Annotated in this window: 20 protein-coding genes; 15 read left to right on the top strand and 5 right to left on the bottom strand. The window is 63.5% G+C overall.

The window, feature by feature from the left end; translation table 11 throughout:
* The 8 genes from V7050_RS06090 to V7050_RS06055 all read left to right on the top strand — a co-directional run.
* Positions 1-1,140, top strand: a 1,140-nt coding sequence (locus V7050_RS06090) for a replication initiator protein A (RefSeq protein WP_442885681.1), incomplete at its 5' end; no start/stop codon positions are given.
* Positions 1,137-1,655 carry a DUF2840 domain-containing protein gene (locus tag V7050_RS06085; protein WP_324374409.1) on the top strand — a complete coding sequence of 173 codons (519 nt, stop codon included), beginning with the start codon at positions 1,137-1,139 and terminating at the stop codon, positions 1,653-1,655. The genes V7050_RS06090 and V7050_RS06085, both read left to right, overlap by 4 nt.
* Positions 1,652-2,242 carry a S26 family signal peptidase gene (locus V7050_RS06080; protein WP_324374407.1) on the top strand — a complete coding sequence of 197 codons (591 nt, stop codon included), beginning with the start codon at positions 1,652-1,654 and terminating at the stop codon, positions 2,240-2,242. Before V7050_RS06085 ends, V7050_RS06080 begins: the two co-directional genes overlap by 4 nt.
* The gene (locus V7050_RS06075) at positions 2,226-2,561 is read left to right on the top strand and encodes a DUF736 domain-containing protein (protein ID WP_324374404.1); all 336 of its coding nucleotides are present in this window, start codon (positions 2,226-2,228) and stop codon (positions 2,559-2,561) included. The genes V7050_RS06080 and V7050_RS06075 overlap by 17 nt, the downstream gene beginning before the upstream one ends.
* Before the next feature lie 3 nt (positions 2,562-2,564).
* Positions 2,565-3,308, top strand: a complete 744-nt coding sequence (locus tag V7050_RS06070; RefSeq protein ID WP_324374402.1) for a lytic transglycosylase domain-containing protein — start codon at positions 2,565-2,567, stop codon at positions 3,306-3,308.
* 247 nt (positions 3,309-3,555) lie between these two features.
* Entirely contained in the window at positions 3,556-5,322 is a 1,767-nt protein-coding gene (locus tag V7050_RS06065) for a relaxase/mobilization nuclease domain-containing protein (RefSeq protein ID WP_324374400.1), read from the top strand.
* A 16-nt stretch (positions 5,323-5,338) separates the two neighbouring features.
* Positions 5,339-7,327 carry a conjugal transfer protein TraG gene (locus tag V7050_RS06060; RefSeq protein WP_324374399.1) on the top strand — a complete coding sequence of 663 codons (1,989 nt, stop codon included), beginning with the start codon at positions 5,339-5,341 and terminating at the stop codon, positions 7,325-7,327.
* A gap of 10 nt (positions 7,328-7,337) precedes the next feature.
* A complete protein-coding gene (locus V7050_RS06055) occupies positions 7,338-7,757 on the top strand; it encodes a ribbon-helix-helix protein, CopG family (protein WP_324374397.1) in 420 nt (139 codons plus the stop codon).
* 5 nt (positions 7,758-7,762) lie between these two features.
* Here V7050_RS06055 and V7050_RS06050 read toward each other — a convergent pair whose 3' ends face one another.
* The 5 genes from V7050_RS06050 to V7050_RS06030 all read right to left on the bottom strand — a co-directional run bounded on the left by V7050_RS06050 (position 7,763) and on the right by V7050_RS06030 (position 15,736).
* Positions 7,763-10,786, bottom strand: a complete 3,024-nt coding sequence (locus tag V7050_RS06050; RefSeq protein ID WP_324374395.1) for a type I restriction endonuclease subunit R — start codon at positions 10,784-10,786, stop codon at positions 7,763-7,765.
* Between the two features lie 8 nt (positions 10,787-10,794).
* Positions 10,795-12,084, bottom strand: a complete 1,290-nt coding sequence (locus tag V7050_RS06045) for a restriction endonuclease subunit S (protein WP_324374393.1) — start codon at positions 12,082-12,084, stop codon at positions 10,795-10,797.
* The gene (locus V7050_RS06040; protein WP_324374391.1) at positions 12,081-14,474 is read right to left on the bottom strand and encodes a type I restriction-modification system subunit M; all 2,394 of its coding nucleotides are present in this window, start codon (positions 14,472-14,474) and stop codon (positions 12,081-12,083) included. The genes V7050_RS06045 and V7050_RS06040 overlap by 4 nt, the downstream gene beginning before the upstream one ends.
* Positions 14,475-14,633: 159 nt before the next feature.
* Positions 14,634-15,320, bottom strand: coding sequence for an RES family NAD+ phosphorylase (locus tag V7050_RS06035; protein WP_324374466.1), 687 nt, complete (start codon positions 15,318-15,320; stop codon positions 14,634-14,636).
* A gap of 2 nt (positions 15,321-15,322) precedes the next feature.
* The gene (locus tag V7050_RS06030; protein ID WP_324374389.1) at positions 15,323-15,736 is read right to left on the bottom strand and encodes an MbcA/ParS/Xre antitoxin family protein; all 414 of its coding nucleotides are present in this window, start codon (positions 15,734-15,736) and stop codon (positions 15,323-15,325) included.
* A 262-nt stretch (positions 15,737-15,998) separates the two neighbouring features.
* Between V7050_RS06030 and trbB the strand changes: the two genes are divergently transcribed.
* The 7 genes from trbB to trbL form a co-directional block, all read left to right on the top strand.
* Entirely contained in the window at positions 15,999-16,949 is a 951-nt protein-coding gene (trbB, locus tag V7050_RS06025; protein ID WP_442885587.1) for a P-type conjugative transfer ATPase TrbB, read from the top strand.
* Positions 16,946-17,278: a TrbC/VirB2 family protein gene (locus V7050_RS06020; protein ID WP_324374385.1), complete on the top strand. Its 333-nt coding sequence runs from the start codon at positions 16,946-16,948 to the stop codon at positions 17,276-17,278. Before trbB ends, V7050_RS06020 begins: the two co-directional genes overlap by 4 nt.
* 66 nt (positions 17,279-17,344) lie before the next feature.
* Positions 17,345-17,638, top strand: coding sequence for a VirB3 family type IV secretion system protein (locus V7050_RS06015; protein ID WP_324374383.1), 294 nt, complete (start codon positions 17,345-17,347; stop codon positions 17,636-17,638).
* A gap of 9 nt (positions 17,639-17,647) precedes the next feature.
* Complete coding sequence (gene trbE / locus V7050_RS06010; RefSeq protein WP_324374381.1) at positions 17,648-20,143, top strand: conjugal transfer protein TrbE; 2,496 nt, start codon at positions 17,648-17,650, stop codon at positions 20,141-20,143.
* Entirely contained in the window at positions 20,140-20,928 is a 789-nt protein-coding gene (gene trbJ, locus V7050_RS06005; protein ID WP_324374379.1) for a P-type conjugative transfer protein TrbJ, read from the top strand. Before trbE ends, trbJ begins: the two co-directional genes overlap by 4 nt.
* A gap of 14 nt (positions 20,929-20,942) precedes the next feature.
* A complete protein-coding gene (gene trbK-alt, locus V7050_RS06000) occupies positions 20,943-21,209 on the top strand; it encodes a putative entry exclusion protein TrbK-alt (protein ID WP_324374377.1) in 267 nt (88 codons plus the stop codon).
* A gap of 3 nt (positions 21,210-21,212) precedes the next feature.
* A partial coding sequence (gene trbL / locus V7050_RS05995; RefSeq protein ID WP_324410392.1) for a P-type conjugative transfer protein TrbL occupies positions 21,213-21,939 on the top strand: 727 nt, incomplete at its 3' end.

Raw genomic sequence — 21,939 nt, 5'->3', positions numbered from 1 at the left:
CGACCCCGCCCGCGGGCCGGGCCTTCCGCTGATCCGGTCGAGGCGTCCAAGATGTCCCGCAGTGCTTCAGAACGCGGCCAGCTCGATTTGTTCCACGCTCTCCCTGGCGAGTTCGCGGTGCGGGACGCGCAGGACCTCATGTCCTATCCCTTCTTTTCCTTGTCCAAGAGCCATCGCACGCGGCCCATCGAGTTCGCGGCGGGCAGTGTCGAAATCCGCGTCGAGGCCGTGGCGGACCATGGCATGGCGACAATCTGGGACGCGGATATCCTGATCTGGGCGGCGAGCCAGATCGTTGAAGCGCGCGATTCCGGGCTGCGCACGTCGCGGCTCATGGCGGCGACGCCGTACCAGATCCTCACCTTCATCGGGCGAGGCACCTCCGCCCGGGATTATCACCGTTTGAAGGCCGCGCTGGACCGGTTGCAATCGACAACGGTCTGCACCTCGATCCGCCAGCTTGCCGAAGGGCGTCGCCGCCAGTTCTCCTGGATCAACGAGTGGACGGAGCGGACCGATGCCACCGGTCGCCCCGACGGGATCGAGCTGATTGTGCCCGACTGGTTCTATCGGGCGGTCCTCGATAATGCGCTGATCCTGACCATCGACCGCGCCTATTTCGACCTGACGGGTGGTCTCGATCGCTGGCTCTATCGGCTCGTGCGCAAGCATGGTGGCCGCCAAAAGGCTGGGTGGCGGTTCGAGTTCCGACATCTCCACGTCAAATCCGGCAGCCTCTCGCCCTTCAAACGGTTTGCCTTCGATCTGCGGGAGATCATCCGCCGACAGCCATTGCCGGGCTATCGCCTGGCGCTCGAGATCGAGGCGCGGGGGCGACGATTGCTCGCCTTCGAGCCCTGTGGACAGGCTGTGGACGGCCTCGTGCTATCGGGAACCTCGGGTATCGTGCCATCGGGAACCGGACCGTCGTGCTATCAGGAACCCGGTGTGGGTTTATCCAACTTAAAAGACGACAGAATTCGGGGCCGTAACCTAGACTCTAACAAAGAATCTAACTCTTGCTGCGCTGGCCCCGCTGGGGACGAGCCCGCACGCGGACGCGCTCTATCCCTCGAAACGGACCCTCAGAATGACAGGCCCGAGCTACCTCGCGGCACGTCGAGGAGGGCGACGACATGAGTCCGATCCGCTCCGAACCGCACACGGTTGATGCACAGACCATTGGCAGAGAAGGCAATCTAACCTTCGTCGAGCTGACCTGGAAAGAGAGCCAAGTCGAACAGTGGATTCGGTTCGGCCATCCGATTTCCGAAGAGCGTGTTGATCTTCACCGGCGCCGCTTTGGCTTCGCGCCGGGGACGATCTTCGGGGTCAACCGCTGGGCTGCCAACACCTATGGCACGGTCCTCTCGCGCTTCGACATCCTGAGGGGCGCAGGGCCCGGAACGCCGATGCAAACGCTGCCTTATCTGCGGCCCGGAGGGACCTTGCTGCTCTCCACCCACGGCTGGCCCAAGGTCGAGCGCGTGTTGCAGGCGATCGACGCCATCGAGGCGCTCGGAATCGATCCGGCGGATGCCTCGCCGGACTACTGGCGACACCTGCACAATCGCCTGACCACCGCGCAACCGGCCCATACCTATACCCGTCTTCAGCACCGGGCTTGGCTGAAGCGGCGGAGCCTTGGGCTATGAAAGCGCGGCGCACCATTGCCTGGGCGACGACCGTATCCGTCACCCTGATCGTCATTCCCGCGGTCGTTCAATGGTCGCCGCGCGTTCTTTGGAATGTCAGCGCGAGCGTTCCAATCGGGCTCTATCGGCTGCACCCGGTTGACCAAATGGTCATCGGCGACCTGGTGGCCGTTCAACCACCACCGGCGCTTTCGGACTACCTCGATGCGCGCGGATACATTCCGCGCGGCGTGCCGCTGCTCAAGCATGTCGTGGGGCTCGAAGGGGCGTTGGTCTGCCGCTCGGGCGACAGGATCACGGTCGATCATCGTCGTCTCGGCTACGCCCATGCGCAGGACCGCCACGGCCGCGATTTGCCCGTATGGCGGGGCTGTCATCGACTTGGAGCTGGCGAAGTCTTTCTCATGAACCCGGATGCGCCGGACAGCCTGGACGGGCGGTATTTCGGGCCCTTGCCGCGCACCGCGATCACCGCCCGACTGACACCGCTTTGGACCGTCGACGACGCCATTACCGCCGAGTCGGCGCATCCGGATTCCACACCACACCGCGACAGAAAGGAGGCACGCCATGCCCCAGATCGGTGAATTCACCCGCACGAAATCCGGCTTTGCCGGGTATATCCGAACGCTCACACTCGACCTCGAGATCACCCTGAGCAAGGCCGAGCCGACCGAGGCCGAGAACGCACCCGACTACCGTCTTTTTCACGGAGATGGCGACCTTGCCCGTGAAATCGGCGCGGCCTGGGCGCGCACCGGGGAGAAGGCCGGCGAGTATTTCTCGGTGCTGATCGATGACCCGATGCTGGCGCAGCCCATCCGCGCCAACCTCTTCCGCAACGGCGAAAGCTCTGTCTGGTCGCTGCAGTGGACCCGTCCGCCGAAGCGCAATGGGGTAGGGTGAGCGATGCCGTCGATCTTCCGCAAACGCAACGGCCGGATCACGGTTGAGCGACCCTGCATCGCGCAAATCTGGGCTGCCTTCCTTCTTTCCGGCCTTGCCGTGACAACGCCGATCTACGGTCAGGCGCTCGCAGAAACTCCGGTCGTCATCCGCGATCCGGCCCGCGATCCCCATTCAGCCGCAATTGCCGAAGCCTCCGCGCGCTTCGTGATCCCGGAACACTGGATCCGCGCCGTGATGCAGGCCGAAAGCGCTGGCGATCCGCGTGCGGTCAGCCATGCCGGGGCCATGGGGCTGATGCAGGTCATGCCCGGAACATGGAGCGGCTTGCGGGAGGACCATGGTCTCGGCGCTGATCCTTTCGATCCGCGCGATAACATCATCGCGGGCACGGCCTATCTGCGCGCCATGCTCGATCGTTATGCCACCGTCGGTGGCATGCTTGCCGCTTACAATGCGGGGCCGGGGCGCTACGATGCATACCTCTCGGAGGGCCGTCCGCTTCCCGCCGAGACCCGCGCCTATGTCGCGATGCTGGCTCCGCGCTTGGACGGCCCGGCGCCGCTCCCGAACCGCGCAACCGTCGCCGATTGGCCCGAGGCGGCGCTGTTCACCGACAGTTCGGCGGCGCATCGGCCGCAAATCGGCGGCAGCCCGGATGCAGATCGAACGCCCCACGAAACGGGTCCAGCCGCCGCCAATCTCGGTATTTTCGTTGTCCGGTCCGGCCCGGAGACACGGCCATGAGGGTGATCGCGGTTTTGCAGGCTCTGGCGGGCCGTGTCGCAGAGGCGGCGGAAGGGCGTGCTCTGATAACGGGCGGGAAGGGAGATGGGCAAGATAAAAGGGCATGCCACGAATGCCGCAAGTCCCTGACAGGACTGGCGTTTTCGCGTGCATGGCGGTCGGTCGTGTGCAGGTTTTCGGGATTTTTCCCGCGATTTCAATGCTCCGGCATGCACAGGAGCGTTCCGAACCACGGGAGGGTCTTCGCATGACCGAACCCGAGCACGACTTCCGCATCAGGCCCGGAAAGCCCCGAAGCACGCGTTCCCCGCGTCCGAAAGCCTTCGTCGACCAGGTGCTGAGAGCGGCCAACAAAGCAGGTCACGTTTCGACGCGGCCAAGCGGCAAGCAGCGAAGCCATTCCAACTTCGGGCGCGGGCAAAGCCGATTTGGCAGATCGCGGCTTTTTTTGTCATCGCGCCGGGTCATGGTGGCTGCGCGCATTGCGCGCCACAAGGGCCGGGCCTATCGCGCGGCCCCGCTCTCGACCCATCTCGCCTACCTGCGTCGCGACGGGGTCAGCCGGGACGGGGAGAGAGGGCTGCTCTTCGATGCCGAAACCGACGGCCTCGACGGATCGGACTTTGCGGCGCGCTGCGAGAGCGACCGCCACCATTTCCGCTTCATCATCTCGCCCGAGGATGCCGCTGATATGGAAGGCCTGCGCGGGTTCACCCGCGATCTCGCGCGCCGGATGGAGGCCGATCTCGGAACCCGTCTGGATTGGGTCGCGGTGGATCACTGGAACACCGACAACCCGCATGTGCATCTGATCGTCCGCGGCGTGGATGATCGCGGCGGCGATCTCGTTATCGCGCGCGACTACATCAGCAGTGGGCTGCGGTCCCGCGCCGAGGATCTGGTCGCGCTGGAACTCGGGCCCAAACCGGAGCACGAAATCCGGCATGCACTGGAACGGGAGGTGACGGCCGAGCGCTGGACGCGCCTAGACCGGGAGCTGCGCTACCATGCCGACGATCTCGGATTGCTGGATCTTCGACCCTCCGCGACCGGTCCCGAAGACCCGCAAATCCGGCGATTGATGGTCGGTCGTCTGCAGCATCTTCGGAAACTCGGTCTCGCGTCGGAAGGGCGCCCCGGCGAATGGATGTTAGGGCTCGAGGCAGAACGCACGCTCTGCAATCTGGGTGAGCGCGGCGACATAATCAAGACGATGCACCGCGCTTTCGCCGAGCGAGGGCAAGACCGCGGCTTCACAGACTTCGCCATCGACGGGGGTGGGGCAGGGCACCCGATCATCGGGCGGCTGGTCACAACCGGATTGCATGATGAACAGACCGGCACCGCCTATGCCGTGATCGACGGCACGGACGGACGCGCGCATCATGTCTGGTTTCGGGGCCTCGACGCGTTCGACCACGCGCCCGCGCCGGGCGGCATTGTCGAGGTCCGTCGCTTCGGAAGTCCGGACGATCCGCGCCAGACGCTTGTCCTGGCCAACCGGTCAGATCTCGACCTGCAAGGCCAGATCACCGCGCCGGGCGCGACCTGGCTTGATCACCGACTCGTCGAACGTTCCCGCATGCCGCTTGCGATGGGTGGGTTCGGCGCCGAAGTGCGAGACGCGCTCGATGCCCGTGCCGAACATCTGGCGGATGAGGGGCTGGGCCAAAGGCAGGGACAGCGGATCATTCTGCAGCGCAATCTCTTCGCCACCCTGCGGCGTCGCGAACTTGACGCCATGGGCCAAAGGCTCGAGGCCGAAACCGGCCTCCAGCATCGCCCGGCGAAATCCGGTGAGAATGTGTCCGGCACCTACACCCGCCAGCTGCGCCTGTCCTCCGGCCGCTATGCGATGATCGAGGGCATCGGCCCCGACGGCGGACGCGGTTTCCAGCTCGTCCCCTGGTCCCGCGAAATCGAGCCCCGCCTCGGCCAGCACATCACGGGGATCGCGCGCAGTGGGGGCGGGATCGAATGGAGCCTTGGGCGCAAGCGCGGGCTCGGCATCTGACGAAAGGAACCTGAACATGACTGCCACGAAAATCCTCTGGGGCCAGATCCTCGCCGTCTTCTTGATCGTGCTGACGACGACCTGGGGCGCGACGCAATGGGTGGCCTGGCGGCTGGGGTTTCAGTCGCAGCTGGGTAGTCCGTGGTTCGAGGCCTTCGGCATGCCCATCTATCCGCCGCCCGCCTTCTTCTGGTGGTGGTATTTCTACGACGCCTATGCGCGAACGGTGTTCTGGGAGGGCGGCGCGATCGCGGCCTCGGGCGGCTTCATATCCATCGCCGTCGCCATCACCATGTCCGTGATCCGGGCACGCGAGGCCGCCGATGTCGATACCTATGGTTCGGCCCGTTGGGCGAACCGGTCCGAGGTTGAATCCGCCGGGCTGCTCGGCTCCGATGGTGTTGTGCTGGGCAAACTGGATTACGACTACCTCCGCCATGATGGACCGGAGCATGTTCTCTGTTTCGCGCCGACCCGGTCCGGCAAGGGTGTGGGCCTCGTGGTCCCGTCACTCCTGACCTGGCCGGGCTCCGCCATCGTCCATGACATCAAGGGCGAGAACTGGGACCTGACGGCCGGGTTCCGCGCACGCCATGGACGGGTGCTGCGCTTCGATCCGACCAGCATGACCTCGGCCGCCTACAACCCCTTGCTCGAGGTCCGTCGTGGTGAGTGGGAGGTCCGCGATGTGCAGAACGTGGCCGATGTGCTTGTCGATCCAGAAGGCTCGCTGGAAAAACGCAACCATTGGGAAAAGACCTCGCACTCGCTGCTGGTCGGCGCGATCCTGCATGTGCTCTACGCCGAGCGCCACAAGACCCTCGCCGGCGTCGCGGCGTTCCTGTCCGACCCGCGCCGCCCGATCGAGCAGACACTTGAGGCCATGATGGAGGCGCGCCACCTGGGTGAGGCCGGACCGCATCCGGTCATCGCCTCGACCGCGCGCGAACTCCTGAACAAGTCCGACAACGAACGCTCGGGCGTTCTGTCGACGGCAATGTCCTTCCTTGGCCTCTACCGCGACCCCGTCGTCGCCCATGTGACCCGGCGCTGCGACTGGCGGATCGACGACCTGATCGGGGCGAAGCAACCGACGACTCTCTACCTCGTCGTGCCGCCCTCGGACATCTCGCGCACCAAGCCGCTGATCCGGCTCGTGCTGAACCAGATCGGCCGCCGTTTGACGGAGGACCTGAAGGACACGCGCCGCCGTCATCGCGTGCTGATGATGCTGGATGAATTCCCGGCGCTCGGACGGCTCGATTTCTTCGAAAGCGCGCTGGCCTTCATGGCGGGCTACGGGATCAAGAGCTTCCTGATCGCGCAATCGCTCAACCAGATCGAGAAGGCCTATGGTCAGAACAACGCCATCCTCGACAATTGCCATGTCCGGGTGAGCTTCGCTACGAATGATGAACGCACCGCCAAGCGCGTATCCGATGCACTTGGCACCGCGACCGAGATGAAGGCGATGCGCAACTACGCCGGTCATCGGCTGGCGCCCTGGCTGGGTCACCTCATGGTCTCCCGCTCCGAGACCGCGCGTCAGCTGCTCACGCCGGGCGAGATCATGCAGCTGCCGCCCGACGACGAAATCGTCATGGTCGCAGGCTCTCCGCCGATCCGGGCCAAGAAGGCGCGGTATTTCGAGGACAAGCGGTTTGTTGATCGCGTGGTGCCGCCACCTGAACCGCGGAAAAGAGAGCCGGTCCGGCAGAATGATCCATGGTCATCGCTTCCGGCCATCGAGGCCGATACACCGGCGGGCGCGTCCGCGACGTCGACCAACGCCGATGACGCGAACGCCGGCCTTCGCCGGGAGCCAGACTTGCCCGAACATGTGGCTGCATCCCGGGAAACGCCGAAGGAACCCGCGCGCGAATTCGAGATGATGCTCGATGATGATCCGGAGGAGGCCGCGCGGCAAAGGCAAGCCCTGCGCAAGCAGATGGGACAGGTGGCCCGTCAGGCCTCGATGGACCGCAATGACGGTATCGATCTTTGAGGACTGACCCATGCGCGACCGTCTCCACCTCTCCCTGCCAGCCGAGTTGATCGGGCGGATCAACGACATCGCTGAGCGGAAACGGGTGACCCGCTCCGCTATCGTGGAGGCAGCGGTCGAATCCTTTCTGTCCCCCGATCATGCCGACATGCAGGAGGCCGCCCTGACGCGCCGCCTCGACCGCCTCTCACGACAGGTCGCCCGTCTCGAACGTGATCAGCGGATCACGACGGAGACCCTCGCGCTCTTTGTCCGCTTCTGGCTCACCACAACCCCACCGATCGCGCCGGAGCAGCAGGCCGCCGCACAGGCCAAAGGCCGGGAGCGGTTTGATGGCTTTGTCGAGGCGCTCGGGAAGCGGGTGCAGAAGGGGCGGTGGTTCGCGGAGGAAGTGGCGGGGGACGCGCCGCAATCGGGTGAGGGAGAATAGATTTACTAACGATTTTCGAACAAGACCTTTTCGACACTCTGGCTCCACGCTGCTTTGAAAGCAGGGTCAGAAGCGTAGAGCTTGTACAGCTCCAGTTCTTCCTTCCTACGTTTCAACATCACGTCTTGCAGCATTTTCTCAAGTGCCAATCCACGATTATACGGGTCTGTATTGGCCTCGTATTTTTCAGAATAGTCTGGGTGAGCACGGACGCTGTTGACGACATTGATGAACTTTACTCTTTGTTCCTCCGGTGTCGCACTCCACCCTTGGAACCAGCGTTCGTTAAATGTGCGGATAATCTCGTCCAGCGGGTCCTCTTCCTTATCGCCGCCCCAGTTTCCGCGCGGATTTGGATTCTGTGGCTCAAGCGCGGTGGCGGCCGCGTCAAGCTCGATCGTCTGGTTGAGTTTTTTCCGCTCGAGGCCGTATGAGGACAGGTCGACTGCCTCCAGCAATTCGTCGAGCATATCCTTGTCGGGATCCTTGATCTTCAACTTCGGTATTAGAAATTTTTGGAACCAGAACAGCTTTTCCCACTCGATGACCTCGAACGGCATGATGGATGCCATCTGTCCATAAATCTTCACGAATTGTCGTGCCTTAATCTTGAAGTCGATCTTGTCCTTTTCGGGCAGCTCCAGTTGCTGGTTGAACCTGTCTGCGGCGGTATCGATCAGCGGACTGAGGGCCTGAGCATCTGCGCCCGCGAAATAGTGCGCGACGAACTCCTCAACCTCCTGCCATTCGTAAACGCCGACCTGATCGAGCGACCCCTTCAATTCGTGCAGCACATTGACATCAGTGGCGGAGGCCAAAGTCGTGATGGTGTAGAACGGGTCGAATGCTGTCTTGATGTCTGATGCGTCGTTGAAGAAGTCCAGGATGAACAGGTCTTCGGTCCGTTTGCCCAGCTTCTGGGACGATCGGTTCAGGCGCGACAGGGCTTGCACAGCAAGGACATGCTGCAGCTTCTTGTCCACGTACATCGTGGTCAGCTTTGGCTGATCGAAGCCAGTAAGGTACTTATTGGCCACCACAAGCAGCCGATAATCGTCCTCGTCGAACCGATCCCGGGTATCGGACTCGGGGAAACCGTTCATTTCGGCCTCCGTATGGGTCACCCCATCCACAACCTTTTCGCCCGAAAACGCGATCAGCGCCTTGAACGGGTCGCCGCGATCCGCCAGCAGCTTGGTCACCGCATTGTAGTAGCGGATGGCCGCCTCGATGTTCTGGGTGACGATCATCCCCTTGGCTTTGCCGCGCAGCTTTTTCGGGGTCACGACCTGCTCGATGAAATGGTCGAGCATGATCTCGGCCTTGGTGTTGATTGTCTGCTGGCTGCGCTCGACATAGGCGCGCAGCTTCTTCTGGGCCTTCTTGGTATCGAACAGGGGGTTGTCGGCAATCGACTTCTGGATCTCGTAATAGCTTTTGTAGGTCGTGTAATTCGCCAACACGTTCAGGATGAAGCCCTCCTCGATGGCCTGCTTCATGCTGTAGAGGTGGAAGGGCTTGAAGCTCCCGTCGTCCTGGCGCTCGCCGAACTTCTCCAGCGTCGTGTTCTTCGGCGTCGCCGTGAAGGCGAAATACGAGGCATTGCCGCGCATCTTGCGCGACTGCATCGCAGCCAGAATTCGCTCCTGCGGATCGTCCTCGTCCGGGTCCTGATCGCCCGCACCCATCGCGCGGTTCATGTTGTCATGCGCGCTGCCGCTCTGGCCGCTATGCGCCTCGTCGATGATCACCGCGAACCTCTTGTCGCTCAGGTCGGCGATCCCCTCGATGATGAAGGGGAACTTCTGGATCGTCGTGATGATGATCTTCTTGCCGTTCTCCAGCGCCGATTTCAGATCGGCCGACCGCATCGCCGGGGCGACAATGTTCTTGACCTCGGAAAAGTCCTTGATGTTGTCGCGCAGCTGTTTGTCCAGCAGGCGCCGGTCGGTCACCACAATGACACTGTCGAACAGCGGCTGGTCCAGCCCCTTGGCGCCCGGGATGCCCGCGTTCGAAGGATAGGTCTCGATCAGCTGGTAGGCCGTCCAGGTGATTGAGTTCGACTTCCCCGAACCCGCCGAATGCTGGATCAGATAGCTGTGGCCAACGCCCGTCGTGGCGGCATGGTCCAGCAGGCGGCGCACCACGTCCAGCTGGTGATAGCGCGGGAAGATCAGGGTCTTCTTGGTTAGCGGCTCGGTCGCCTTCCCCTCCAACAGCACGAAATGCTGGATGATGCCTGCAAGGCTCTCCTTGCTGAAAACCTCTTCCCACAGATAGGCGGTCTTGTGGCCGTCCGGGTTGGGCGGATTGCCTTCGCCCTCGTTGTGGCCCTTGTTGAAGGGCAAAAAGAAGGTCGCGGGTCCGGCGAGTTTCGTGGTCATGAACACCTCGTCGGTGTCCACGGCCATGTGCACCAGCGCGCGGCCGAACTGCAGCAGGGGCTGGGTGGCGTCGCGGCCGGTACGATACTGCTTCTGCCCGTGATAGCGGGCGGTCTGGCCGGTCCAGGCGTTCTTCAACTCGATGGTGATCAGCGGCAGCCCGTTGACGAAGAGGACCATGTCGATCTCTTCGGCGGGGTTGGTCTGCGAATAGCGGACCTGCCGGGTCACGCTGAAGATGTTGGCGGCGAAATTCTCGGCGACCTTCGCGGCGGAACTCGCCAACGGTGCGGGATACATCAGCGTGAAAGAGGCATCATCAACGGCGAGGCCCTTTTTCAGCAGATGCAGCACGCCGTTCTTCTTGATCATCCGGTCAAACCGCTCAAGGATCTTGCGCTGCCAGTCGCCGGGATTGCGGTCCTTCAGCTTGGCAAGCTCCTTGCCTTGGGTGGTTTCCAGAAACTCCCAGAACAGCCGGGTGTCGAGCGCGTATTCGGCGTCGAAATCACCGGGCAGGCCAAGGCGGAAGGGGCCATGGCCATCCGGGGCGGGCTGGCCGGCGAGGTCCTCGGTCGTCAGGCCCGTCAGGTGCCGCTGGATCGCCTGTTCCAGTGTCACTTCCTTGGTATTGCTGACCATGATCCCCCTTACGCCACCTTGATCTTGCCCGTGACCGCCGCGTTGATCAGGCTGGTCTTGTATTCCTTGAGCGCGGCGATCTGGTCTTGCTTGATTGAAATAGCATCCTCGATCTTTTTCGAAACATCGGCAATGTGCTGGACAATTTCCAATTGCTCATCGCGTGGCGGCACAAGCGTCAATAGATTCTTGAAGTCGTCCCAATACAGCCGCTTGCGGAAATCAGTTATTCCTTTGGAGCCAGCATCCATCTGCCGAATGAACGCAGGACAGCGATACAGCAATTCGAAGTAATCCGCAGCCAGCGCTGACCTTGGCCTCGCAACCACATAAGCCGGGCTGACCATGCCATGCACCGATACAGCCCCGATGCCGCCTTGCCATGCGCGCATCATGTTGTAGGCCACGTCGCCGGGCCTCACTTCCTTGTAAGTTGTGCGGTCCTCGATCTTGATGATCGAGCGGATGTTTTCTTCGTCGCTCAGTTCTTCTGACGACACGCCGCTGTGTATCGACACCGACAAAACCGGCAGATCGGCATGCCCGGAGACCTTCATTTCTCGAAACAGGACGAAATTGCGCCGCACTTCCCAATGCGCGGGGATTTGGCCAATCCAGTCTATACGGCTGTCCTTCATGGGGGCGGCGGGGTTCAGGCCGCGGGTGACGGTCTGTTGAATCAGGATCTGCCGCCGCTCGCGCAAAAGCGCGATCTGCTCTTCCTTGATCCGCACCGCCGCGTCCAACTTGGTACATTTCTCATCCAGAAAAGTCGCAATGGCGCGCTGTTCCTGGAGTGGGGGAATTGGAACCTGGAACTCCTTGAAGTTTTCGGCTGGGAAACGCCAACGGCCCAAAAGCGACACACCTTGCCCGTATCGAAAGAAAATGCGCTGCTTGTACCCAATTTGAAAGATGAGAAGGAGGTAGCGGTCGTCCAACTCATCCGAGGTACGACGAAAAACGCGATAGTCGGGACTCACGACACCGTCGAATTGTGAAATATCCACATAACCTGTTAGAAGGTCCATATGATTCATGGCAAAGTCGCCGCGATTGACCAGCTGATAGTTGGAATAGTTCTCAGCTAGTTGTCCCTCGCCGCTTGTAATGTCTTTTACCTTAATGCCCTGCTGCGTGATCGAAAGGACGTCTGGGCCTTCATGCCCTGCAATTCTCTTCACGATCTGCGTGACGAACTTTAGCTTTTTCGTTCCCCAGACATCTGGGACGTTACCAAGCCACTCAACGCCACTGTCTTTGTAGCCGTCATATTTCGGATAGGCCGCGATGTTCATTCCGCTGGCTCCAGCTTCGTCGCCACCTTCACCCCCAGAATATCCGCGATCAGCCCGTCGGCCTTTTCCTCCAATGCCAGAATGTCCTGCGTCACCTCTTCCAGCGCGCGCAGCGGCTTGTGGCGGTAGAAATACTTGTTGAAGCTGATCTCGTAGCCGATCTTGACCGTGTCGAGGTTGATCCAGGCCTCGGGCACGTGCGGCTGCACCTCGGCGCGGAAATAGCGGTGGATGCTGTCCTTGAGCGGCACCGCCTCGCTGTCGCGCAGATCGGTGTTGGATTCGTAGGTGCGGTAACTGCCATCGGGTTGGGCATAGAGGCCGAAATCGCCGAGTTCGTCGATCCGGCAGCCCAGCCGCGCGGCCTCCTCCTCCAGCTCGGACTTCGTTAGACGCTGGGTCTTGGCGATGACCTTTTCGGCATCCTCGGCATACCAGCTGATCGCGTTCAGGATCGCGTTCTTCTCGGTCGCCGAAAGCTTGATCTTGCGGGTCTTCAGAACCTTGGCCACCCCGTCGCGGAAGGCGTTGAAATCCGCCGTCTCCTCGGTGCCGATGGCCTCCATCAACTGATGGCCCACCCCGATCAGATCGCGATTTCGAAGCCAGAGGGAGGTGTCGACCAGCTTGGCTCGGCTCTTGGCGTTCAGCGCGATCTCCTGTTCCTCGCACCAGGCCTGGATCGCCTTGGCCTGGCCTTTCAGAAAGCCCGGCTCATAGACCTTGTCGCCATGTTCGGCCCAGAGATGCTCCATCGGTTCGCGCAGGGATTTGTCGAAGCGCAGGGGTTCCAGCCGTTCCGCGCTGAATTGCGCGCGGCGGCGGTCCGGGCGTTCGATGGTGACCTTGTGATAGCCGAAATCGGCGTTGTCGAAGATCTGCACCGCGATGCCGGTCGGGTCGCCATTGGCGTCAAGCTGGCGTTCGATGGGCTCGAAGCCCGTGTAGGCGGCAAGGATTTCCTCGATATGCTCCGGCGCGAATTCGCAGTTCTTGTCGCCAAGGTTCTTGCGCAGCTTGCGGAACATCAGGTTGGCGTCGATCAGCTGCACCTTGCCCCGCCGTGCCTCAGGCTTGGCGTTGGTCAGAAGCCAGATGTAGGTGGTGATGCCGGTGTTGTAGAACAAGTTGTTCGGCAGCTGGATGATGGTGTCCAGCATGTCGTTTTCGATGATGTGGCGGCGGATGTTGGATTCGCCGCTGCCCGCGTCGCCGGTGAACAGGCTGGAGCCATTGTGGACGCTGGCGATGCGCGCGCCGATGGCGCTGTCCTTGGTGGGCTTCATCTTGCCCACCATCTCCATCAGAAACAGAAGCTGGCCGTCGCTGGAGCGGGGCGTGGCATCGACGGTTTCCACCTTGCCCCAGTAGTTGGCCAGATCGACCTGAAAGCGCGGGTCGATGACGTCCTTGCCATCCTTGATATGCTTGAGCTCACTGCTCCAGCTTTTGCCATAGGGCGGGTTCGACAGCATGAAATCGAAGCGGTTTCCCGAGAATTCATCGGTCGACAGGGTAGAGCCGACCTTGATGTTCTCGGGGTTGTTGCCCTTGATCATCATGTCGGATTTGCAGATGGCATAGGTTTCGTCGTTGATTTCCTTGCCATAGAGGTAGACGTCGCCCTTGGCGGCGATTGGGCCGTCGGGTTCCTTGATGTAATTCTGCGCCTCGGTCAGCATTCCGCCGCTGCCGCAGGCGGGGTCGTAGATCGTCATCACCGGCGGCAACCGGTCGCTGATCGGGTCGAAGATGAGGTGGGTCATCAGGTGAATGACTTCGCGCGGGGTGAAATGCTCCCCGGCTTCCTCGTTGTTTTCCTCGTTGAACTTGCGGATCAGCTCTTCGAAGACATAGCCCATGCCGAGGTTCGACAGCCCGGGCATCATGTTGCCGTCGGGGTCTTCAGCGTCGTCGGGCGTCAGGTTGATGTAGGGCGAGATGAACTTTTCCAGCACGTCGAGCAGGACCTGCTTGTTCGCCATGTGCCGCATCTGCTCGAGCAGCTTGAAGCGGGCGATGATCTCTTTGACGTTGTCGCTGAAGCCGCCGAGGTACTCCTCGACATTGGCCAGCAGGATTTGTTGGTTGTTGGTCGCGGTCGCGTAGAGCTGCTTCAGCGTCCACTTGCTGGTGTTGTAGAACACATAGCCCGACGCTGCGGTCAGGGGGGCATCGTCTAACTCGGTTGCCTTCATCTCTTCGCGCTGGAAGCGGACTTCCTCAAGCACAGCGTCTTTCGTGGGTTCCAACAAGGTATCGAGGCGGCGCAGGACAACCATCGGCAGGATGACATCGCGATACTTGCCACGGACATAGACGTCGCGAAGGCAGTCATCAGCGATGGACCAGATGAAGGATATGAGCTTATTGTGAGCAGCCTGGTTCATGTTTCTTCTTTTTCCTTGGTTGGCTTGCACAAGTGAAAAGCCGATGAAATTCCTGCGTATTTACAATTCCTTGGACAACGCTGTTCGTTGCCACGGTAATGTGATCGAACATCCGTCGCAATGCGTTTCGGGGCTGTTTGAAGAGGCTGATTGAATACGCTAGGCGACAACAGAGAAGACCTCCCCATTATCCAGCCGCTTCACGTAATCGACGGCCGTGCCGTTCCAGTGATACGCGAAATGCGCGCCTTGGGTCGGGATCGGGATCACGTCGGGCCAGAAGACGGCGATGCACTGGCCCTCGGGAAAGCGGACGCTGGGCCAGGTGATGCCGTTCGATCCGGCTGCGCGTCGCTCGGTGCCGAAGAGTTGCGAGGGGCGGTAGTCGTCCGGGTCGAGCAGATCGGCGCGGCCCGTGGCGTCGTCGAGATCGGTGTCGACCGACCCGATCAGTTCGCGGAATTGCGAGGTCCAGCCGGGGGCTTCTTCTGTCGCGCGCATGAAGCGGGCGTGGTGATGGATGGTCTCGGCAATCGCCACCTCGGTGCGGTCGCCCGCGTAGTAGAGGCCGAAACTGCCATCCGAAAACCGTCCGGGCCGCACGGGCGAGCAATGCACGAAGGGCGCCATCACCCAGCTGGCGCCGGGGCCGGTCACGCGCCGGGCGACGGGCACCTTGGACAGATCGCCGATGCTCTCGCGGATGCGCGGGTTGAACTTGGCCTCGGCCGAGGCCAGCGCCTCCCAATCGGCCGGATCGGCGATGTCCTCGAAGAGGTCGATGGGCGGATGGATCGTGCGAATGATGCGGACCGTGCGCGACCAGGTCACGCGGCGGACAGGCATATTCACCAGGCACCCCGTTCGGCATCGAGATAGGCGCGCAGATCGATCAGGTCGGTGATCTCGCCCCGGAGCATGACGTCCAGCGCGCTCCGGCCCGAGAAGGCGGCATTCGGCTTGCGGATCCACGCGTAGCCCCGGGCAGGGTCGATGAAGAGATAGCGCAGCGCCTTGTGGATCCCCATCAGGATCGCCATGCGCGCACGCAGGTCGCGGTCGATCCGCCCGATATCGCCGGTCTTCCAGCGCGCCCAGGTGCGCTGTGCCATGTCGCCCAGCAGGGTGCGGGCTTCCGCATCCGTAAGCTCCCAGGCCCGGAACAGGTTGACGGTGGCGCGCGCCAGTGCCGCGGCCTCCTCGTCGGTGATCACGGGAAGGTCGGTGCGTGCGAGGACGGGCTGGACGGTGGCGAATTGCATGGCTGTCTCCTTTGGCATCAATATAGATATTTCATGCCAAAAGGCAAGATGGATCGCGCGGTGCCGGTTCGAGCGCCTCCAGCCTTTTCTCCTGTCTTTGCACGCTATGGCGCTACGCCCCTTGAAGAGCTGTTGAGCCAAGCCGGTTTCCGGTTTTCTTGATGGACCCGATCCAGGGCCGCCCGTCGGTGGCCACTCACGGAACGGGGACAACATGGCAGAGGCAGCTCGGAAACCGGAAGCGATGGCCCGCGGCGCGCGGATGCTGCGCACGGCGCTCGGGCCCGCCATCGCCGGGTTTCTGGAAGACCCGATGATTGTCGAGGTCATGCTCAATCCTGACGGGCGGCTCTGGATCGACCGGCTCTCCGAGGGTCTCTCCGATACCGGCGCCACGCTGTCCCCCGCCGATGGCGAGCGGATCGTGCGGCTCGTCGCTCATCATGTCGGGGCGGAGGTGCATGCCGCGCGGCCGCGCGTGTCGGCCGAATTGCCAGAGACCGGGGAACGCTTCGAGGGGCTCCTGCCGCCCGTGGTCACCGCGCCCTGTTTCGCGATCCGGAAGCCTGCCGTCGCGGTCTTCACGCTGGCCGACTATGTCGCCTCCGGGATCATGACCGAGACCCAGGCAGCGCTGTTGCGCGAGAGCGTCGCCACGCGGGCCAATATCCTCGTGGCGGGCGGGACCTCCACCGGCAAGACGACCCTGACCAATGCCCTTCTGGCCGAGGTGGCCGGATCGTCCGACCGCGTCGTGATCATCGAGGACACGCGCGAGCTGCAATGCACAGCACCCAACCTCGTGGCGCTGCGCACCAAGGATGGGGTCGCCTCGCTCTCCGATCTCGTCCGCTCCTCGCTGCGCCTGCGCCCCGACCGCATTCCCATCGGCGAGGTGCGCGGGGCCGAGGCGCTGGACCTCTTGAAGGCCTGGGGCACCGGTCATCCGGGCGGCATCGGCACCATCCATGCGGGCTCCGCCTTGGGCGCGCTGCGCCGGATGGAACAGCTCATCCAGGAGGCGGTGGTGACCGTGCCGCGCGCCCTCATCGCCGAAACCATCGATCTCATCGCCGTTCTCTCCGGGCGCGGGGCCAACCGCCACCTCGCCGAGCTCGCCCGCGTCGAGGGGCTGGGACCCGACGGCGATTACCGCATCACCCCGGCGGCGCGGCCGACCGGGACGAAAACCGACACAGGAGACCCTTCATGACCCGATCCCTTCACCGGCTGCGCGTGCAGGCCGCCCATGCCGTCACCTACGCAACCGTCACCCTGATGCTGACCCGACCTGCCCGGGCGGCGGGGTCCTCCATGCCCTGGGAGGCGCCGCTGCAATCGATCCTCGAGTCGATCGAAGGGCCGGTCGCCAAGATCATCGCGGTGATCATCATCATCGTCACCGGCCTGACGCTGGCCTTCGGCGACACCTCCGGGGGGTTCCGCCGCCTGATCCAGATCGTCTTCGGCATCTCCATCGCCTTCGCGGCGAGTTCCTTTTTCCTGAGCTTCTTCAGCTTCGGCGGCGGGGCGCTGATCTGATGGTGACGACCGGTTCACCCACAGTGAACGCGGCTTTCCGGTGGAAAGCCGCGAGGGAGGAACGCCATGAGCAGTAGCAAATGGCCAGCCTTCGAACAATTGTCCGACGTGCCGGGCTTCACCTTCCCGGTCCACCGCGCCTTGACCGAGCCGATCCTGCTGGCCGGTGCGCCGCGGGCCTTCGCGATCCTGAACGGTACGCTGGCCGGAGCCATCGGGCTCGGGCTGCAGCTCTGGGTCGCCGGGATCGTCATCGGTCTCCTGGGCCACCTGGTGGCGGTCTGGGCCGCGCGGCGCGATCCGCTCTTCGTCGAGGTCGGACGCCGGCATCTGCGCCTTCCCGGTCATTTGGAGGTCTGAGGCAGCACGATGATGAACCTTACAGAGTATCGCCGGAAAGGGACGCGGCTGGCGGATTACCTGCCTTGGGCGGCGCTGGTCGCCCCCGGCGTGGTGCTGAACAAGGATGGCAGCCTGCAGCGCTCGGCCCGGTTCCGCGGCCCCGATCTCGACAGCGCGGTTGCCGCAGAACTCGTGGCCGTGGCGGGCCGCATCAACAACGCCTTCCGTCGCCTCGGGTCCGGCTGGGCGATCTTCGTCGAGGCGCAGCGCGTGGCTGCGGCGGACTATCCCGACAGCCGCTTTCCCGATCCTGCTTCGGCGCTCCTCGATGCCGAGCGCCGCGCGGGCTTCGCCGAGCAGGGGGCGCATTTCCAGTCGGACTATGTCCTGACCTTCCTTTACCTGCCGCCCGCCGAGGAAGCCGTGCGGGCCGAGACCTGGCTCTACGAAGGCCGCGACAAGACCGGCATCGATGCGGGCGAGGTGCTGCGCGGCTTCATCGACCGCACCGACCGGGTGCTGGCGCTTTTCGACGGCATCATGCCCGAATGCCGCTGGATGGGTGACAGCGAAACGCTGACTTACCTGCATTCCACGATCTCTACGCAAGCGCACCGCGTACGCGTGCCGGAAACCCCGGCTTATCTAGACGCGCTCCTGGCCGACCAGCCCCTGACCGGCGGGCTGGAGCCCCGGCTGGGGGACGCCCATCTGCGCGTCCTGACCCTCTCGGGCTTCCCGACCGCCACCACGCCCGGGATCCTCGATGATCTCAACCGGCTGGCCTTTCCCTATCGCTGGGCGACCCGCGCGATCCTGATGAACAAGACGGAGGCCGCGCGAATGGTCGCCCGCATCCGCCGCCAATGGTTCGCCAAGCGCAAATCCATCGCCGCGATCCTGAAGGAGGTGATGACCAACGAGCAATCGGCGCTGGTCGACACGGACGCCGCCAACAAGGCCGCCGATGCCGATATGGCCCTGCAGGAACTCGGCGCCGACATTGCGGGCGAGGCCTATGTCACGGCGACCCTTATTGTCTGGGACGGCGATCCGCGCCGCGCCGACGAGAAACTGCGCCTCGTCGAGAAGGTGGTGCAGGGCAGGGACTTCACCGCCATGGTCGAGACGGTCAACGCGGTCGATGCCTGGCTCGGCTCGCTGCCGGGACAGGCTTATGCCAATGTCCGCCAGCCGCCGATCTCCACCTTGAACCTCGCCCATATGATCCCGCTCTCCGCCGTCTGGGCGGGGGAAGAGCGGGATGCGCATTTCGACGGCCCGCCGCTGCTCTACGGCAAGACCGACGGCGCGACACCGTTCCGTCTCTCGCTCCATGTGGGCGATGTCGGCCACACGCTGGTGGTCGGCCCGACCGGGGCCGGCAAATCCGTGCTGCTCGCGCTCATGGCGCTGCAGTTCCGCCGCTACGCGCAAGCCCAGTTCTTCGCTTTCGATTTCGGGGGCTCGATCCGCGCCGCCACCCTCGCCATGGGTGGGGACTGGCATGATCTGGGAGGCGAATTGACCGAGGCCGCGGAAACGACGGTCTCCCTCCAGCCGCTCGCGCGCATCGATGATCCCGCCGAGCGGAGCTGGGCCGCGGGCTGGATCGGCGCGATCCTTGCGCGCGAAGGCATCGCGATCACCCCGGAGGTGAAGGAGCATCTCTGGTCCGCCCTGACCTCGCTGGCCTCGGCCCCGATCAGCGAACGTACGATCACCGGTCTCGCGGTCCTGCTGCAATCTTCGGACCTGAAACAGGCCCTGCAGCCCTATTGCCTCGGCGGGGCGCATGGGCGGCTCCTGGATGCCGAGATCGAAGAGCTGGGCGCCGCCTCCGTCCAGGCCTTCGAAATCGAGGGTCTGGTCGGCACCGCCGCGGCACCCGCGGTGCTCTCCTATCTTTTCCATCGCATCGGTGATCGGCTCGACGGGCGGCCGACGCTCCTGATCATCGACGAGGGCTGGCTCGCGCTCGATGACGAGGGTTTCGCCGGTCAGCTCCGCGAATGGCTGAAGACGCTGCGCAAGAAGAACGCCTCGGTGATCTTCGCGACCCAGTCGCTTTCGGATGTCGACGCCTCCGCCATTGCGCCCGCGATCATCGAAAGCTGCCCGACCCGGCTGCTTCTCCCCAATGAACGGGCCATCGAGCCGCAGATCACCGCGATCTACCGCCGCTTCGGTCTCAATGACCGCCAGATCGAGATCCTCGCCCGCGCCACGCCCAAGCGCGACTACTATTGCCAGTCGCGGCGGGGCAACCGGCTTTTCGAGCTGGGCCTCTCCGAGGTGGGTCTCGCGCTCTGTGCGGCCTCGTCCAAATCCGACCAGGCGCTGATCTCGGAGATCCTCTCAGAGCATGGGCGCGAGGGCTTCCTCGTCGCCTGGCTCGAAGCCCGTGGGGTCGGCTGGGCCGCCGAGTTGATACCCAAGCTGACCAATCTCGCGCCGGAGCCCGAGGCACCGGAAGCGCCGATCCCCCAATCCACCCAACCCGCAGAGGAGACCACTCCATGACCCATGCCGCCCATCGTTTGACCAAGCTCGCCAGCGCCTCTGCGCTGGCGCTGACCCTTGCAGCACCCCTCGGCCTCTCGCCGATCTTCGCGCCGCCCGCCCAGGCCTTCCTCTTCGGCGGGGGCGGGCGCATCGTCTACGACCCGCGCAATCACGCCGAGAACATCCTCTCCGCCGCCCGGGCGCTGGAGCAGATCAACAACCAGATCACCCAGCTGCAGAACGAGGCGCAGATGCTGATCAACCAGGCCCGCAACCTTGCGAGCCTGCCCTATTCCTCGTTGCAGGCGCTGCAGCAGAATGTCGACCGGACACGGCAGCTCCTCTCGCAGGCGCAGAACATCGCCTTCGACGTCGCCCAGATCGATCAGGTGTTCCAGCAGGACTACGCCAACATCCCCATGGCCGCGCCTGAGGCGCAGCTTCTGGCCGATGCCCGGTCCCGTTGGGAAAACACCATCGGCGGTCTGCAGGACGCGCTGCGCGTGCAGGCGGGCGTCGTCGGCAATCTCAACGGCCAGCGCGCCGAGCTCTCCGCCCTTGTCGGCGAAAGCCAATCCGCCGTCGGTGCCCTGCAGGCGACACAGGCGGGCAACCAGCTTCTGGCGCTGCAATCCCAGCAGATCGCCGACCTGATCGCGGTCGTCGCCGCCAATGGCCGCGCGAGTGCTCTGGTCGAGGCCGAACGGTCTGCCGCCGCCGAACAGGGCCGCGTCCAACGCGAGCGGTTCCTCACCCCGGGCGCGGGCTATCAGCCCGGCAATGCCCGGATGTTCAACAACTGAGGGGAGGCAGGCCCATGGAGGGATCGGTCCTCGCGCGTATCGCCGCCATCGTTTTCGTCGCCATCGCGATCACCGCGGCACTGGTGGAGAGGGGCCGGGACGAGGCAGGGCAGGCGGTTCGTCCGGCACCGTTGGTCGCGCCGGAGGTCGATCCGCTCCGGGCCGCACACCGGCGCTGCCAGGAACTGGGTGAAGCCGCAGCCTCAGATCCCGACTGCCTCGCCGTCTGGGCCGAAACCCGTGACCGCTTTCTCGGGCGTGACCGGACCGGGGGCGAGTGAACCATGGGCGGCACCGGCGTCATCGACACCTTCCTCGGGGTCTTCACCTCCTATATCGACAGCGGCTTCGGGCTGCTCGGTGGCGAGGTCGCCTTCATCGCCAGCACGCTGATCGTGATCGACGTGACGCTGGCCGCGCTGTTCTGGGCCTGGGGCGCCGATGACGACATCATCGCCCGCCTCGTGAAAAAAACCCTCTTCGTCGGGGTTTTCGCCTTCCTGATCTCCAACTGGAACAGCCTCGCGGCCGTGGTCTTCGACAGTTTCGCGGGGCTGGGGCTACTCGCCTCCGGGACCGGTTTCTCTCCCGCCGATCTCCTGCGCCCCGGCCGCGTGGCGCAGACCGGGCTGGATGCCGGGCGACCGCTTCTGGAATCCACCGCCGATCTCATGGGCTTTGTCGCCTTCTTCGAGAACTTCATCCAGATCGCCTGCCTGCTTTTTGCCTGGGCGCTGGTGCTGCTGGCCTTCTTCCTGCTCGCCGTGCAGCTCTTCGTGACGCTGATCGAGTTCAAGTTGACGACGCTCGCGGGCTTCGTGCTGATCCCCTTCGGCCTGTTCGGCAAGACCGCCTTCATGGCCGAGCGGGTGCTCGGCAATGTCGTCTCCTCAGGCATCAAGGTGCTGGTGCTGGCCGTCATCGTCGGCATCGGCTCGACGATCTTCGGCACGGTCATGCGGCCGGCTGGCGAGGTGACGTTGACGCAGGCGGCATCTTGCATCCTCGGTG

The sequence above is a fragment of the Amaricoccus sp. genome, from assembly GCF_036846665.1.
In the GTDB taxonomy this organism is placed as follows: Bacteria; Pseudomonadota; Alphaproteobacteria; order Rhodobacterales; family Rhodobacteraceae; genus Amaricoccus.
This window is presented reverse-complemented; position numbering and strand designations above follow the sequence as displayed.